The following is a 15,992-nucleotide window of genomic DNA, read 5'->3' as shown; positions in this document are numbered from 1 at the left end:
TCCCCAGATTTTCCTCAATTTTTCAAACGACTTACCGCCAATTTATCTCCCGTATTCATCACACCCTCGATCCGAAATTTTTCAAAGTGATTCCTGTCGCCCAAATCACGAACTGGGTTTAATCCCACCCCATTCTCCACAGAAGAGCTCTCAGATGACCAACGGAAAACTCCGCTCCCGCGCCTGGTTCGATGATCCGACCAACATCGACATGACCGCCCTGTACATCGAACGCTACATGAACTTCGGCCTCTCCCAGGCCGAACTCCAGTCCGGTAAGCCCATCATCGGCATCGCCCAAACCGGCTCCGACCTCTCCCCCTGCAACCGCCACCACCTCGTCCTCGCCGAACGCGTCCGCGAAGGTATCCGCGAAGCCGGCGGCATCGCACTGGAATTTCCGGTCCACCCGATCCAGGAAACTGGCAAGCGCCCCACCGCAGGCCTCGACCGCAACCTCGCCTATATGGCCCTGGTCGAAGTCCTGTTCGGCTACCCGCTCGACGCAGTTGTCCTAACGATCGGCTGCGACAAGACCACTCCCGCCTGCCTGATGGCGGCGGCGACGGTGAACATTCCGGCGATCGCGCTGTCGGTCGGGCCGATGCTGAACGGTTGGCACAAGGGGGAGCGGACCGGATCGGGGACGATCGTCTGGAAAGCCCGGCAGATGCTGGCGGCGGGGGAGATCGACGAGGCGGGATTTGTCTCGTTGGTGGCGTCGTCGGCACCGTCGACGGGATATTGCAATACGATGGGTACGGCGACGAGTATGAACAGTTTGGCGGAGGCTTTGGGGATGCAGCTGCCGGGGGCGGCGGCGATTCCAGCGCCTTATCGGGATCGTCAGGAAATTGCCTATCTGACGGGAAAGCGGATCGTGGAGATGGTGGCGGAGGATTTGAAGCCTTCCGACATTTTGACCCGGGATGCATTTCTCAATGCGATCGTGGTGAATTCGGCGATCGGCGGGTCGACCAATACGCCGATCCACCTGGCGGCGCTGGCGCGGCATATCGGGACCGAGCTGGATATCCGTGACTGGCAGACTCATGGCCACAAGGTGCCTTTGCTGGTCAATATGCAGCCGGCGGGCGAGTATCTTGGCGAAGACTTCTACCGAGCGGGCGGAGTGCCGGCGGTAGTGGCGGAGCTGATGCGCGCCGGCCTGATCCATGAGGACGCGCTGACGGTCAACGGGCGTACCATCGGCGACAATTGCCGCGATGCGACGATCGAGGATAACAGGGTCATCCGCCCCTTCGCCGAGCCGATGCTGGCGGACGCGGGCTTCATCGTCCTGTCGGGCAATCTGTTCGACGCGGCGATCATGAAGACCAGCGTCATCTCGCCGGAATTCCGCGCCCGCTACCTGAGCAACCCCGACGATCCCGAGGCCTTCGAGGGCACCGCGCTGGTCTTCGACGGCCCCGAGGATTACCACGCGCGCATCGACGATCCGTCGCTCGGCGTGACCTCCGACACGCTGTTGTTCATGCGCGGCGCCGGCCCGATCGGCTATCCGGGCGCCGCCGAGGTGGTCAACATGCGGCCGCCGTCCTACCTGATCCGCGAGGGCGTCAGCGGCCTGCCGTGCATCGGCGACGGACGCCAGTCGGGCACCAGCGGCTCGCCGTCGATCCTGAATGCGTCACCCGAAGCGGCGGCGATGGGCGGGCTGGCGCTGATCCATACCGGCGACCGCGTCCGCATCGACCTGGCACGCGGCACCGCCAATGTCCTGATCGACGATGCCGAGCTGGCCGAGCGCCGGCGGGTGCTGGCGGCGAGCGGCGGCTATCCCTATCCGGCCTCGCAGACGCCGTGGCAGGCGATGCAGCGCGCCGTCGTCGGGCAATTGTCGACCGGTGCGATCCTGGAGGGCGCCGAGCAGTTCCAGCGCATCGCCCAGACGATCGGCGTGCCCCGGCACAACCACTAGGGCCGACGCCGGACGGCACTAGGGCCGACGCCGGGCGGGATCAGGCCGGGTCGAACACCTTCCAGCCAAGCTGCTGGTCGAGTTCGGGCGTGAAGATCCCGTCCGACCGGCCGCCCTGCCGCTGACGCTGGGCGGCGTGTAGGGCGACCGCGGTGTTGGTGCCGAAATTGCCGTCCGGCCCGTCCAGCCCGAGACGCTGCTGGAGCCGCAGCACCGCGTCGCCGCTCGAGCCATAGCGCAACCGGCGCGGGGCGGTGCCACTGCTTGCCAGCGCCGCCTCCGCCCCGGTCAGCAGCATATAGCCGAACGGCGTGCCGGGATCGCCCGAGCTGCCGACCTGGCCCGCCGCCTTGCGAAAGATCGCCCACGGGCCGCGGTGCTCGCCGGCCGGGGTGGCGGAGCCGACGACGACCTGGCAGCCGACCGACGAAAATCCCGCGGGCGTGCTGAAGAAGGTCGGGTGGATGTTGTCGCCAGGGGTGCAGGGGTCGACCATGTCGTCGGTCGAATAGCTCAGGTCGGCGGTGCTGCGCCGCACGACGACCTTGCGCCGCTCGCCGTCGGGCTTGCGCAGCAGGAAGCAGCCGGGCTTGCTGTTGTGGACGCCGACGACATAGCCGTACAGCCCGGTCGGCAGCAAATTGCCCTGGTTCTGCTTGGTGAACCAGTCGACCACCGCCTTGGCATTGGGCACCGTCGATCCGGGGAAAGCCGCGATCGCCCCGGCGGCGCGGTCCCAGACGCCGAGGACGCAGCGCGCCGTCTGATGGTCGGGCCGCAGGTCGCGCAGCTTGACCTCGGCGGCGAACTCGCTGGCGTCGCCCAGCACCGAGCAGCCGCGCAAGCCGAACAGGACCTTGCCCGCCGGCAGCACGAAACCATTGGCCCGCGCCAACGCTTCCAGCATGGCGGGCGTCAGCCGGAACGAGGTGCCCTGCGGCAGCGCCTCGACCAGATGCGCATAATCGGGGGCGATGTCGTCGGAGGCCCAGCGGACGGCGGCGGTCGAGGCGGCGGTGCTGAACGCGACCTCGGTATCGACCGCGTCGTCCTCGCTGCCATCCTCGAACTTCTCGTCGTCGTTGCCGCTGGTCGCGCCGGCCTCGATCGCGGCAGGCCCAGCGTCGAGCAGGCCGAAGCTCGGCACGAACGGGCCGGCGGTGGGCGCCAGGCCATGCGCGAACAGCGCCGCCTCGTTGCGACGGCGGCGGGTCATCTCGGTCTCGATGCCGGTGCCGCGCCAGATGCGGATCATCGCCAGGATCAGGTCGGGGATCAGCGCGAACGACTGGTTGGCCATCGCCACCTTGATTGCTCGCATCTCGCGGTAGCGGTCGATGGTGTCGGTCGACTTGCGCGCCGTGCTGAACGACGGCCCGCGGTTGAAGGTCAGCGAGACCAGCGCGCCGAACGAGTCGGGCGTCAGCCGGTCGACGTTGGGCAGCGCGCCCGCGGTCATGGCGGCGAACTTGGGCAGCGTCCGGCGGTGGAACAGGTCCAGCGACGGGTCCCACGGCACGGTGACGTCGCGCAACGACGCGGTCAGCGCCTTCAGGGCGGCGTCGGGGACCTTGCCGCCGTGCTTGCCACAGGCCGCCGCCAGCCGGTCGAGCGCGGCGCCGCCGAGCGCGGCCCAGTCGGTGCGCATCTCCTGCTCGCTGACATAACCGAGATCATAGCCGAAGCCGATCGTCACCCCGGAAGACTCCCCCGGCCACACCGGCCGGGCATGAATGACTTTTTCGTAGAAAGCCCGGCCACCGGTCTCGTGACGGACGATCAGGTCGAAGGCGTCCTGCGAAACCTCCGGAACCTGTCCGCCGAACGCGACGATTTCGGGCTGGTCCGCCATGACCTGCTCGGCCTCGCGGTCGCCCAGTCCGTAGCTGAGCAAATCGGGCGAGCTGTCGGAACCTGCCCGACCCTCATCGAACTCGTCCTTGGTCATGCGACGTCTCCTTCGCCAGCACATGTCCGGCTGCGCTGGACTCGGCGATAGTAACAGAAATCACGTTGACATTGCACAGTCGAAATAGAAACATGCAGACGCCAAGACGATATAGCGCTGCTAACTCAGGTCGCGAGTCGAGTTGCTTGTTTCTGCTGCATCATCGGAGGTAATCCATGGGGATATGTCGCGACAAGACCCTGAGTTTGCTTAATGACAAGGGTTATAACGTCGTTCGTTTGCCGCGCGCCGGCATCGAACCGCTGGACTTGCTTGGCCGCGACGGCAGGTCGATGGAATGGCTCGGCCGGCTCGATCAGCTCTGGACGTCCTCGCGACCGGTGCCCCAACTTCGCGCGCCGCAGCCCGTCGCCGAGATCGAAGGCAAGAAGACCAGTTCGCTGGAACTGTCCGCCGGGCTCACCTTGCTCAAGGGCGTGCTGAGCACCTTCCATGCGGGCGCGGGCCTCGACGCCGCGTATCGTAACGCCGCGACCCTCGAATTCGGCTTCAGCAACGTCCAGTCGATCGCGGTGGCGCCGCTCGAAGTCGGCAACTTCCTTGCCGCCGGCAGTGCCGATACCGGCAACCCGGTGATCGAACGCTTCTTCATGGACGACCATACCGATGGCTTCATCATCACCGAGGTGCTGAAGTCGGACAAGCTCAACGTCACCGCACGCCGTTCCGACGGCGGCGAGTTCAAGGTCGATGCCGACGAGATCAAGGGCGTGCTCGGCGCGAATGCCGGGATCAGCGCGACGGTCGGCAGCGAAGGCACGGTGACCTATGCCGGCGTCACGCCGCTGACCTTCGGCTTCAAGCTGCTCGCCATCGGGCTCGACGAGGGACGCTGGCACGTCACCGGCGTCAAGGCGGGGGCGGACACCGCCTTCGGCATCGATGCGAGCCATGCCGGGGATGACCCGGTGCTGCTGCGCCACGGCATGATCCTGTTGCCCGAAAAGGCCGGCTGAACGACATGCCGATGCAACAGGTCCCGGGTTCCGGCGAGCAGTATGCGCTGATCGTCTTCGACGCGGCGGGCCAGGAACGCAACGAAGGCGGCGGGCTGCTGTCGAGCGCCATCCTCGCCGCCGATGCGCCGGAGCCGACCGATATCTTCTTCGAGGTGCACGGCTGGAAAGGCGACGTGCCCGCCGCCATCAGCCAGTACGACAGCTGGTTCGGTGCCATGGCGCGGTCCCCGAGCCGGCAACTGGTCGAGGCGAAGCGCCCCGATGGCTTCCGCCCGCTGTGGATCGGGCTGCACTGGCCCAGCCTGCCCTGGGGTGACGAGGAAATCTCGGCCGCGACGAGCTTTGCCGTCGATGCGGTCGACAATCTGGTCGAGGATTATGTCGCGCGGCTCGGCGAGCGACCGGGGCTGCGCGAGGCCCTGGCGGTGGTCATCCGCCACGCCCAGAACGACACCGCGCCGCCGGTGCTGCCGGCCGCGGTGCGCGCCGCATACGACACGCTCGATGCGCTGCTGACCGAATTGCCGGCCGACGGACCCGAGGCACCGCCGGGCGAGGACAACCCGCCGTTCGATGCCGAGGCGAGCTACCAGGCGCTGCGCGCCGACCCGGCGGCCTTTGGTGCGATCGGCTGGGGTGGGCTGCTCGGGCCGCTGCGGCAATTGTCGTTCTGGAAGATGAAGGCGCGCGGGCGGACGGTCGGCGAGGCCGGGTTCCACGCGCTGCTCGCCAGCCTGGCGGCGCGTTTCCCCAGCGCCAGGCTCCACCTGATGGGACACAGCTTCGGCTGCATCGCCGCGTCGGCCGCGGTGGCGGGAGCGCCAGGCGCGCCGGTCGCCAAAGTGTCTTCGCTGGTGCTCGTGCAGGGCGCGCTGTCGCTCTGGGCCTATTGCGCGCGCATGCCGTTCGACCCCGGCAGCGCGGGCTATTTCCACAAGCTGTTGTCGGAGCATGCGGTCACCGGGCCGATGGTGACGACGCGCAGCCGGTATGACCGCGCCGTCGGCTCCTTCTATCCATTGGGCGCGCGGGTCGCGGGACAGGTCGATTTCGGCATCGAGCTGCCGCGTTATGGCGGGGTCGGGGCATTCGGCGCGCAGGGTATTGCCGACGCGGTCGATATGTCGATCCTGCCTGCCGGCCAGCCCTATGACTTCGTCGCCGGCCGCGTCGTCAACGTCGAGGCGAGTTCGGCGATCAGGAAGGGCGGCGGATTTTCCGGCGCGCACAGCGACATCGACGGTCCCGAAGTCGCGCACCTGGTGTGGAGCGCCGCCGCCACCACCTGAGCCCGAGGAATTCGACGATGCCCGACACCGCGCCGCCGGCCGATCCCGCGTCCTCAGGCGCGTCCGCCGAGATCGCGTCTTTCGGCGTGTCCGCCGATACCGGCGAGACGTTGCCGCCGGTCGACCTGCAGGCGCTGGCGCGAGCGGCGCGGAGCAACCCGGGCGGTCAGGCCGAGCTCAATCGCCGGATGGCCTCGGCGACCTTCGGCGCGGTGATCGAGATCAACGAGGAGGCGCTGGGCGATGCCGGCTGGGGCGTGGTGTTCGCGCGCGACGATCCCGACGCCGGCGCCATCGAGGCGGCGCTCGGCCCATTGCTCGACCGGCGCAGCGCCGAGGCCGGGAAGCACTACAAGCTGTTCAAGGGCGACGATGGTTACCAGCCCGGCGACACCGCCGAAGCCTGGCTGGCACGGCGCGGGGTCGGGCTCGACCTCGTCGATCCCGAGCTTGGGGTTCCCTACTTCCTGGTGATCGTCGGTGGGCCGGAGACGATCCCGCTCGACTTCCAGTACCGGCTCGACCTCTACTGGGCGTGCGGCCGGCTGCACTTTGCGCAGGCCGCGGACTATGGCGCCTATGCCGCCAATGTCGTGCGCTACGAGACGGCGACCGAGCCGGTGGCGCGGCGCGCGGCGATGTTCGCACCGCGGCATGACTTCGACGCGGCGACGCAGTTGTTCCAGACGCATGTCGCCGATCCGTTGTCGAAGCGCGCGCCGCTCAACCAGTTCAGCTGGGACCTGCTGCTCGGCGACGATGCGACCAAGACGGCGCTGCTCGACCTGCTGACCGGGGCGCGCGCCGGGGGACCGCCGGCGCTGCTGTTCACCGGTGGCCACGGCATGGAGTTCGCAGCCGACGATGCGCGGCTGCCGGCCAACCAGGGCGCGCTGGTCTGCCAGGAATGGCCGGGACCGGGGACCGGGCCGCTCAAGCCCGATTATTGGTTCGGCGCTGCCGACGTGCCCGCGGCGGCGGCCGGCTTCGGGACGATTCACCTGCTGTTCGCCTGCTATGGCGGGGGCTATGGCGCGGTCGATACCTTCCGCGATGCGGGCGGCCAGGGGCGGCGGATCGCCGACCATCCGGGCTTTGCCGGGCTGCCCCAGGCGCTGATGGCCAACCCGGCGGGCGGGCCGCTGGCGGTGATCGCGCACATCGACCGCGCCTTTGCCTACAGCTTCCAGACGCCATCCGGCGGCGCGCAGAACCAGGGCTTCCGCGAGATCATGTTCGCGCTGATGCTGGGGCGGCGAGCGGGCAGCGCGCTCGACCGGTTCAACCTCAAATGGGCGACGGTCTCGACCGCCATCGCCGAGCGGCTGCGCGATCCCCAGGCGGACGACGACGGGCTGGCGCGGCTGTGGATCCAGCGCGACGACGCCCGCAACTATGTGCTGTTCGGCGACCCGGCGGTGAAGCTGCGCCTCGGCTAGCCGTGGCCGACGCTGGGCGAGGTCGGATTGGTGCCGGTGTAGCAGGTCAGCAGCACGCTGCTCTCCTGCTGGTTGGCGAACGGGTAGACGCGGTGCAGCGCCGCCTCCAGCCGGGTCTTCAGCTCGGCCGTGATCTCGGGACCACCCTGGCGCGGACCATAGGCGCGCAGGCGATCGGCGGCATAGTTCAGCCCGAAGTTATAGGCCGGCAGCCCACACTTCACCGCCGCCTGGTAGGTCGCCATCGCCTCCTCGTGCCGCCCCAGCCGTGCCGCGACCTCGGCGGCGATGATCAGCGCGTCGGGATCGTCGGGCCAGCGGGACAGCGCGTTGGCAAAGGGCGCATCCATCGCCTCGGGCGTATCGGCGCGCAGCAGGCCGTACCCCAGCACCACGCCCGCCGCCGGGTTGGTCTCCATCCAGCTCGCCGCATCGGTCGCCTTCAGGCCCCTCAGCAAGGCCGCGACGTCGTCGACCTGCCCACCCGCGCGCAGGCGGATGATGTCGTCCGCGGTGGTGATGCCGGTGGCGATGCTGACCGCGATCCAGTCCTCCCCGTCCGCGACGACGCGGATCGTCGCACCGCGCGGCAGGACGAAGTTCGCCGAGTCGCCGGTCGACGGCATGATCTGCACGGTCGCCGCGGGCGCGTCCTTGGCACGCACGAAGCTCAGGCCGGCGACCGCGGTGCCCGGCAGCGGCAGTGGATCGTGCGCGCCCATCCCGGTGCCGCGGTACAGGGCGGCGCCGCGGAACGCCGTGCCCTCGACGCCCGCGATGGGGGTGCAGCTGATCCCGTGGCGCACGTCCGCATCGGCCTCGTGCGCCGCCTCCGCCTCCTCCGCGTGCAGGAAGGCGGAGACCGAGCCGAGCTTCGCGAGCATCGTCTCGATGTCCTCGGTCGAGCGCGCCGGCTCGTCGACGCAGCTGATCATCCGCCCGACCTTGGCCCCGTCCGGCAGCGTCACGCTGAGGTAGACATTGTCGTCGGAGACGTTGCGGAGCGTCGCGGCGACGGTCGACACCGTGGCCCGGGCGATCAGCGCGAAATCCTCGGACCGCAGCTCGACCGGCAGGTTCTCCAGGCGCGAGGGATCGCCGGCGCGATAGGCCGCCTCGGTCATTGCAGGAAGACCGAGTGGGTGAAGCGCGGTGGCAGCACGGTGACGACCTCCTCGAACGGCGCGAATGTCAGCGTCGCGTCGGGCAAGACGCTGGTGCGGAGCAGATAGCCGCCCGCCTTGGCCTTGAACGCGTGCGGGTTGTCGAGCGGCGCGGTAAAGCAATACGGCCCACCGCCCAGCGTCAGGTCCACCGATATGCACGCCTCCGCCCCGGCTGGCGAAAGCTGGAGCAGGCAATCGACCGTCGGTGCGTCGGGCAGCACGGTGATGGTCGCGTCCATGTCGGTCCATTTGTCGAGTCCGAAGCTCCGTGCCCGGCGCCCCCGCGGCTGGTCGGCGTCGCGGATCAGCACCGGCAGCGCATTGGCGAGCGTGCCGATCGTCACCTCCCACCGGGCCCGGCCGTTGGGACCGCGGACATTCTCCGCCCCAGCCCCGCCCAGGCAGGCGAGCAGGTCCTTGCCGAACGCCGAAACCTCGCCGGGGACGGTCGAGCCGAAGGCGACCTTGCCGGCGGTCGCAGCGTGGAAGATCGGTGCGATGCGCTCGTCGGTGCCGCCCAGCGTGACGTCCCACAGCGCCGGCGCCGAGGCATTCGCAAGCTTTTGAACGTCGGGCAGGTCGGTGCGGCACGCGTCGACGAAGTAATATTGGGTCTGCGCGATATCGGGAAAGTCGGGCTCCGCCATGCCGTCGTAGATGCAGCTGAGATCGAAGCTGCGCGCCAGCATCGGCCCGGCACCAAGGAAGTCCGCGAGCAGCAGCAGCGAGTCCCCGCGGGTGCGCTGGATGCCGTGCCCGGCGAAATAGAACAGCGTCGCGCCGTCGCGGTCCTTGGCGGCATCGTCCCGCCAGGCGACCGCCGCGATCTCGAGGTTGGCGCGCGTCGCGGGTATCGCTTCGGCAAGGTCGGGGGCCGTTATCAACTCCGCCTCCGACGGCGAGGCGAGGATGCGGACGGTCCGCAGCGGATGGCCGAGGGTGGTGTCGGGCCTGGTCAGCCAGCCATAGATCTCCATCGCCGTACGCGCCGCGCAATCGAGCTGCCGCAACCCCCGGGCGTTGGGTGAAGGTTGGTCGCCGTCGAGCAGGTGCGGGTATTTACTGACGCCGACCAGCAATACATGCAAACCCGGCCCCTCGTCGGTGGAGCGAAACACTAGGCCATCGAGATCGGGTGCCGATAGTGTGGGCATCAACGATACCTTTCACGATATCCGCCGTTCGATAGCAGTTATCGCGCAATTCGTCGATGGATTCGCCGCCTTGTCCAGTGTCTATTCCGAGAACGAACACTTGGGCCGGAGCGGCGCCCGGCGCAGCCTGAAGATGTTCTTGCGCGCCACATCACGCGGGCTAGCGGATTGTAGAACAACGGTAATCGCTTGAACTGCACCTCGAACGCCGGTAGTGGTTTCGCGGCAGTCTAGTTGAGCCCGTTGTCTCAGCGCGCCGACGACGCATAGTCTCCGCCGATCCAGCTGCCGACAACCTGCAGCGACGGATCGAGCGCGACCAGGTCGGCCTGCAGCCCTGTCGCGATCCGGCCCCGCGTCGCCGACAGGCCCATATAGGCGGCCGGATTGGTGCTCGCCATTTCGAGTGCCGTCACGGGCGGCAGGGACAACAGGCGGACGGCGTTGCGAACCGCGGCCGCCATGTTCAGGTGCGCGCCGGCCAGCGTGCCGTCCGCATCGACACAGACGTCGCCGTCGACGGTGATGACCTTGCCCTGCAGGACGAAGCTGCCGACGTCGGTGCCGACGCTCGGCATGGCATCGGTGACCAGCACGAACTTCGCCGCCGCCTTGCAGCGCAGCGCCAGTTTCAGCGTCGCCGGCGCGACGTGATGACCGTCGACGATCATGCAGCACCAGCTCGCGTCATCCTCCAGCGCCGCGCCGACGACACCGGGCTCGCGGTTGCCGAGCTGCGACATGGCGTTGAACAAATGGGTGAAACCGGTGAGGCCGTGGTCGAGCGCCTGACGTGCCTCGGCATAGGTCGCCGCCGTATGGCCCGCCGCGACGACGATCCCCGCCGCCGCCAGCCGGGCGATCATTCGCGACGTCGTCATCTCGGGCGCCAGCGTTAGCAGCGTGCGGCCGTGGCGCAGCCCGGTGACCGTCGCCATGCCGTCCTCGTCGAGCTCGCGCAGCCGCGCCGCATCATGGATGCCGCGCCGCTCAGCGTTGAGGAACGGCCCCTCGATATGGATGCCCAGGATGCCGGGTACCCCCGCCAGAATCGCCGCATCGACCGCGGCGACACCGGCGCGCACGACTGCCAGGTCGTCGCTGATCAGCGTCGGGAACAGGCCCGTCGTGCCGAACCGCCGGTGCGCCGCGGCGATGGTGGCGATCGTCTCCACCGTCGGCGCGTCGTTGAACAGCACGCCGCCACCACCATTGACCTGAGTGTCGATGAAGCCGGGCGCCAGCATCAGGCCGTCGAGGTCGTGGCGGGGAATGTCGCCGGGCAGGTCCGCCGCATCGACGATGGCCGCGATCCGGCCCTGCTCGACGATGACGGCGCGACCCTCGACGATGCCGCCGTCGATCGCCATCGGACCATTGTGGATAGCCAGGCGCATCAGACCGTCTCGGTGACCTTGGCGAGGTGCGGCGGCCGGTCGGGATCGAAGCCGCGATCGACCGACAGCGCGTTGACGGCACGGTAGAAGCTCTGGATGCGCAACATCGGCTCGATCGCCGGATGTGCGTCGATGCCCGGCAGCTGGATGCCGCCGGACGGATCGCCGCCCGCGACCAGCACGTCGCCGCCGCGCGCCACCAGCTCCCCAATCAACTCCGTGGTGCCGGCGTAGCTCTCGTCGGACTGGCGGAATACCAGCACCGGAAAATCGCGCCCGATCAACGCCATCGGACCATGGCGGACCTCGGCCACGCTGAACGCCTCGGCGTGCAGTCCGCAGGTTTCCTTGAACTTCAACGCCGCCTCCTGCGCCACGCCCAGCCCCGGCCCGCGACCAAGAACGAACAGGCCACGCGCCGATCGCAGGCGCTCGACCATCGGCGACCAGTCGAGCTGCCAGGCTGCGGCCAGCATCTCGGGCGACGCATCCAGTGCCTGTTGAAGCTGCGCATCGTCGCTCCACGTCGCCACCAGGTCGAGCACCGCCGCCAGCGTCGCGATGTAGGACTTGGTCGCGGCGACGCTGATCTCGGCACCCGCATGCAGGGGGATGACCCGATCGACCAGCGCGGCAAGCGGCGAGGACTCGGTATTGACCAGCGCCACGGTCGTGGCGCCTGCCGCCTTGGCCGCGGCGACCGTCGCCAGCAGATCGGGGCTGCTGCCGGATTGCGACAGGGCGAGGCAGACCATCCCGTCGAACGCCGGGTTGCCGCCATAGACCGAGCTGACCGACGGCGCGGCCGAGGCGACCATCAGGCCGAGCCGGGTCTCGATCAAATATTTGGCGGCGGTCGCGGCATGGTCGGAGCTGCCGCGTGCGCAGGTCAGCACGGCGCGCGGCGGCTCGGCCCGCAACTGCGCCACCAGCGCCGCGATGCGCTCGCGATTGGCGGCACGCTGGATTTGCATGATCCGCCCGGCGTCGGCCGCCTCGGCGAACATCAGCGTCGATTCAGCGACCAGGCTCATGAGGCGTTGAGCTCCGCGACGAAGTCATAGGCGTCGCCGCGGTACCAGCTATGCGTCATCTCGACGGTCCGGGCATCCTCCAGGAAGGCACGCCGCTCGATGAACAGGCCGGGTGCGCCGACTTCGATCCCCAGCAGCTGCGCCTGCTCCGCCGAAAACAATACGGCGCGAAGGCGTTGCAGGGCGCGGACCGGGCGATTCCCGGCTGCCTCGAGCGCCGCGTACAGCGAGGTGTCGACGGCATCGAGGCCGGGCAGGCCATAGCCGGCGATCGTCGAATATTCTAGCGCCATCGCCAGGTCGTCGGCGTAGCGCACCCGCGCGAAGCGGTAGACGCGCGTTCCCGGGCTCAAGCCAAGGGTCAGCGATTCGTCGGGGGTGACCGAGCCCTCGGCCTTGGTCAGCCATTCGCTCCGTACCACCCGGCCGCGCGCCGCCATGTCCTCCGAGAACGAGGTCAGCTTGGCGAACTGCTTCTCGACCCGTCCCGCAACGAAGGTCCCGGCACCCTGGCGGCGGGTCAGCAAGCCCTCGCCGACCAGTCCGTCGAGCGCCTTGCGGACGGTGATTCGCGATACGGCAAAGTCTGCCGCGAGGTCGCGCTCAGGCGGCAGGGCCTCGAGCGGCTTGAGCTGATGATTCTCGATGGCGCCGCGCAGGCGGTCCTGCAGGCGATGATACAGCGGCGCACGTCCCTGCGCGTCGATCGCGCCGATCTGTTTCGCCAAGCTCATCGGTTTGCCGCCCCCTGTCTAGCCACCGGCTGTATAGGACCAATCAAAGACCACTGCATAGCGATAAAAACGTGACACTCCCAGAAACAATTAATTCCACCCCTTGACGAGCAAAAATGTCTGGAAGATGGTCTGGTCACTGGTCCGCGATTGGTTATGCATTGGCATTGCTTGTTGCGAACCGCAATCAAGGGGAACCCCGGGGATGACAATCAAGCAAACTCTCATCGGCACGGCGAGCGTCCTGGCGGCGATCGGCTGGTGCGGCACGGCGCAGGCACAATCGACTGCACCGGCTCCGGCCGCAGCAGCGGCGAGCGCCCAGGACGATATTCGCCCCGACGACATCGTCGTCTCCGGCTACCGCGAGTCGATCAGCAAGTCGCTCGAGGTCAAGCGCAAGCTCAGCGTCGTCGGCGACATCGTCTCGGCCGAGGACATCGGCAAGTTCCCCGACCGCAACGTCGCCGAAGCGCTGCAGCGTGTCCCCGGCATCGTCATCAACCGCGAGTTCGGCGAGGGCGAGCGCGTCTCGCTGCGCGGCACGGCGCCGAATTTGACCAAGACGCTGCTCAACGGCCATGCGGTGGCGACCGCCGACTGGTTCATCCTGGAGCAGCTGTCGGCGACGCGCAGCTTCAACTATCTGACCCTGCCCGCCGATATCGTCGGCCAGCTCGACGTCTACAAAAGCCCGCAGGCCGACGTCGAGGAGGGTGGCATCGGCGGCACGATCAACGTCCACACCCGCAACCCGCTCGACCTGAAGTCGCTGGAAGTGACGGGCTCGCTGCAGGGCGTCTATTCCGAACTCGCCGACAAGGTGAACCCGCAAGGCTCGGCGCTGGTCAGCTGGCACAACCCCGACGCGACGTTCGGCATCCTGCTGGGCGGCGTCTATCAAAAGCGCCAGACCCGCCGCGACGGCGTCGAGGTGCTCGGCTATTTCACGCCCGTCGGTGCGTCGACGGGCAGCGCGCAGGTACCCTCGCTGATCGGCTCGTCGCTGTTCCAGCAGAACCGCGAGCGCTACGGCGGCAATATCGGCCTGCAGTTCAAGCCGAGCGACACGCTGGAGATCAACGTCACCGGGCTGTATTCGCGCTTCAACGCCAACAATCTCAACGAGAACTACCTCGCCTGGGGTGCCAATGCGCTCGGCGGCGGCGGAACGCTGACCAACGCCACGGTGACCAACGGCACCGTCGTCAAGGGCACCGTGACCTCGACCCCGGGGGGCCGAGCGGTCGTCTACGACGCGATCCAGCGCAAGGCGTATGCCGAGACCTATTCGGCCGACTTCGATGCGATCTGGCGGCCGAACGACACCGCGACGGTGCATTTCAAGGGCGGCTATACCGAGGCGCACGGCAACACCGCGTCGCAGCCCTTCTACGAGGGCGGCGCGCCGGGCAGCTTCACCTACGACCTGACCGGCAAGGCGCCGCAGGTCCAGTTCACCGGCGTCGATCCGAAAAATCCCAATGATTTGATCTTCGACTTCGCCTCGCTCCACCGCGTGACCAACACCGACAAGGAGAAATATGCCTATGTCGATTACGAGCAGGCGCTCGACCTCGGCGTCGTCAACTCTTTGAAGGTCGGCGCGAAGTTCACCGATCACGACCGGGTGACACGCTTCCTGGCGACGACGTACGGCGGCTTCTACCTGCCGCTCGCTGCGGCCGGCTGCGGCGGACCGTGCACCTCGGCGTCGTTCGCCGGGGAGCTGACGCCCGACAATTTCCTCGATAGCATCGCGCTGCCGGGCACGCTGACCAGCTATTTCCAGGTCGACCAGTCCAAGCTCAGCACGATCCTGAACGGCGTCCCCGGCGCCACCGCCAACCGCATCATCAACCCGCCCGAGAACTACTCGATCAACGAGAAGACCTATGGCGGCTATGCGATGGCGAAGTTCGGCGGCGAGGGCTGGCGGGGCAACCTGGGCCTGCGGGTCATCCGCACCGACCAGCTGACCCGCGGCAACGTCGTCGGCACCGGCGGCCCGGGCTCGGTGACCAACGCCTTCGGCAATTTCACGCCGGTCGAGGACAAGCGCAGCTACACCGACGTCCTGCCGAGCGTGAATTTGAGCTATGACATCGTGCCGAATTTGGTGGCGCGCTTCGCCGCCGGTCGCACCATGGCGCGCCCCGACTATACCGACATCGTACCGCGCGTCAGCCTCAACCCCGGCTCGCTGACCGCCGATGGTGGCGACCCCAGCGTCAAGCCGTACCGCGCCAACCAGTATGACCTGTCGATCGAATGGTACCCGGACCGCGACACGATCGTCGCCGCGGCGTTCTACTACAAGGACATCCTGTCCTACATCGTCAACACGACGACGACCGAGGTCTTCCCGGTGCAGACCTCCACGCCGAACCTGTCGCTGTGCTCGACGACGTCGACGACGGTGCCCGACAATCTGTACAACTGCACCTTCGCCGTGAACCGCCGGTCGAACGGCGCGGGCGGCACCAACAAGGGCGTCGAGCTGCAGGTCTCGCGGCCGATCTGGGGCGGCTTCGGAGCGATCGTCAACTACACCTACTCCGACGCCAAATCGAACAATGGCGACCCGATCCCGGGCAACTCCAAGCATTCGCTCAACGTCACCGGCTATTTCGAGAAGGGCCCCGCCAGCGTCCGCCTGTCGTACAACTATCGCTCGGCGTTCTTCATCAACATCGACCGGGCGACGCCGCTCAACCAGGGCGCGACGGAATCGCTCGATGCCTCGGCGAGCTTCAAGCTGACGGAATGGGCCTCGCTGACCGCCGACGCGATCAACCTGACCAACAACAAGATCGAGCAGTATGCCGGCACCCGCGACCGGCCCCGCGCGATCTACGACAACGGCCGCCAGTATTATTTCGGCGTCCGACTGCGCTATTGATCGGATG

The 15,992-nt window shown here is 67.8% G+C and carries 11 protein-coding genes; 5 read left to right on the top strand and 6 right to left on the bottom strand.

The window, feature by feature from the left end:
* Nucleotides 1–154: 154 nt before the first annotated feature.
* A complete protein-coding gene (locus tag ACOFKW_RS09410) occupies nt 155–1,942 on the top strand; it encodes an IlvD/Edd family dehydratase (protein WP_419813893.1) in 1,788 nt (595 codons plus the stop codon).
* A gap of 40 nt (nt 1,943–1,982) precedes the next feature.
* Here ACOFKW_RS09410 and ACOFKW_RS09405 read toward each other — a convergent pair whose 3' ends face one another.
* Nucleotides 1,983–3,890 (bottom strand): hypothetical protein, encoded by a 1,908-nt coding sequence (locus ACOFKW_RS09405; RefSeq protein WP_419813892.1) that lies wholly within the window; start codon nt 3,888–3,890, stop codon nt 1,983–1,985.
* 206 nt (nt 3,891–4,096) lie between these two features.
* Between ACOFKW_RS09405 and ACOFKW_RS09400 the strand changes: the two genes are divergently transcribed.
* From ACOFKW_RS09400 to ACOFKW_RS09390, 3 genes are read left to right on the top strand one after another with little or no spacing between them, the layout of a single operon-like run.
* Complete coding sequence (locus ACOFKW_RS09400; protein WP_419813891.1) at nt 4,097–4,867, top strand: hypothetical protein; 771 nt, start codon at nt 4,097–4,099, stop codon at nt 4,865–4,867.
* 11 nt (nt 4,868–4,878) lie between these two features.
* The gene (locus ACOFKW_RS09395) at nt 4,879–6,159 is read left to right on the top strand and encodes a hypothetical protein (protein ID WP_419813890.1); all 1,281 of its coding nucleotides are present in this window, start codon (nt 4,879–4,881) and stop codon (nt 6,157–6,159) included.
* A 17-nt stretch (nt 6,160–6,176) separates the two neighbouring features.
* Nucleotides 6,177–7,598, top strand: coding sequence for a hypothetical protein (locus tag ACOFKW_RS09390; RefSeq protein ID WP_419813889.1), 1,422 nt, complete (start codon nt 6,177–6,179; stop codon nt 7,596–7,598).
* Here ACOFKW_RS09390 and ACOFKW_RS09385 read toward each other — a convergent pair.
* From ACOFKW_RS09385 to ACOFKW_RS09365, 5 genes are all read right to left on the bottom strand, one after another.
* Nucleotides 7,595–8,722 carry a hypothetical protein gene (locus ACOFKW_RS09385; protein WP_419813888.1) on the bottom strand — a complete coding sequence of 376 codons (1,128 nt, stop codon included), beginning with the start codon at nt 8,720–8,722 and terminating at the stop codon, nt 7,595–7,597. The genes ACOFKW_RS09390 and ACOFKW_RS09385 overlap by 4 nt on opposite strands.
* On the bottom strand, nt 8,719–9,918 hold the full coding sequence (locus ACOFKW_RS09380) for a hypothetical protein (RefSeq protein WP_419813887.1): 1,200 nt from the start codon (nt 9,916–9,918) through the stop codon (nt 8,719–8,721). The genes ACOFKW_RS09385 and ACOFKW_RS09380 overlap by 4 nt, the downstream gene beginning before the upstream one ends.
* Nucleotides 9,919–10,166: 248 nt before the next feature.
* Complete coding sequence (gene nagA / locus ACOFKW_RS09375) at nt 10,167–11,315, bottom strand: N-acetylglucosamine-6-phosphate deacetylase (RefSeq protein ID WP_419813886.1); 1,149 nt, start codon at nt 11,313–11,315, stop codon at nt 10,167–10,169.
* Entirely contained in the window at nt 11,315–12,349 is a 1,035-nt protein-coding gene (locus tag ACOFKW_RS09370; RefSeq protein WP_419813885.1) for an SIS domain-containing protein, read from the bottom strand. Before ACOFKW_RS09370 ends, nagA begins: the two co-directional genes overlap by 1 nt.
* Entirely contained in the window at nt 12,346–13,083 is a 738-nt protein-coding gene (locus ACOFKW_RS09365) for a GntR family transcriptional regulator (RefSeq protein ID WP_419813884.1), read from the bottom strand. Before ACOFKW_RS09365 ends, ACOFKW_RS09370 begins: the two co-directional genes overlap by 4 nt.
* Before the next feature lie 205 nt (nt 13,084–13,288).
* On the opposite strand from ACOFKW_RS09365, the gene ACOFKW_RS09360 reads away from it, so the two are divergent.
* Entirely contained in the window at nt 13,289–15,985 is a 2,697-nt protein-coding gene (locus ACOFKW_RS09360; RefSeq protein ID WP_419813883.1) for a TonB-dependent receptor, read from the top strand.
* The last annotated feature ends 7 nt before the right edge of the window (nt 15,986–15,992 follow it).

Origin of the sequence: Glacieibacterium sp. (genome assembly GCF_965200405.1) — a bacterium.
Lineage (GTDB): Bacteria > Pseudomonadota > Alphaproteobacteria > Sphingomonadales > Sphingomonadaceae > Glacieibacterium.
The sequence above is the reverse complement of the archived record's forward strand: the minus strand, read 5'-3'. Positions and strand labels throughout refer to the sequence as shown.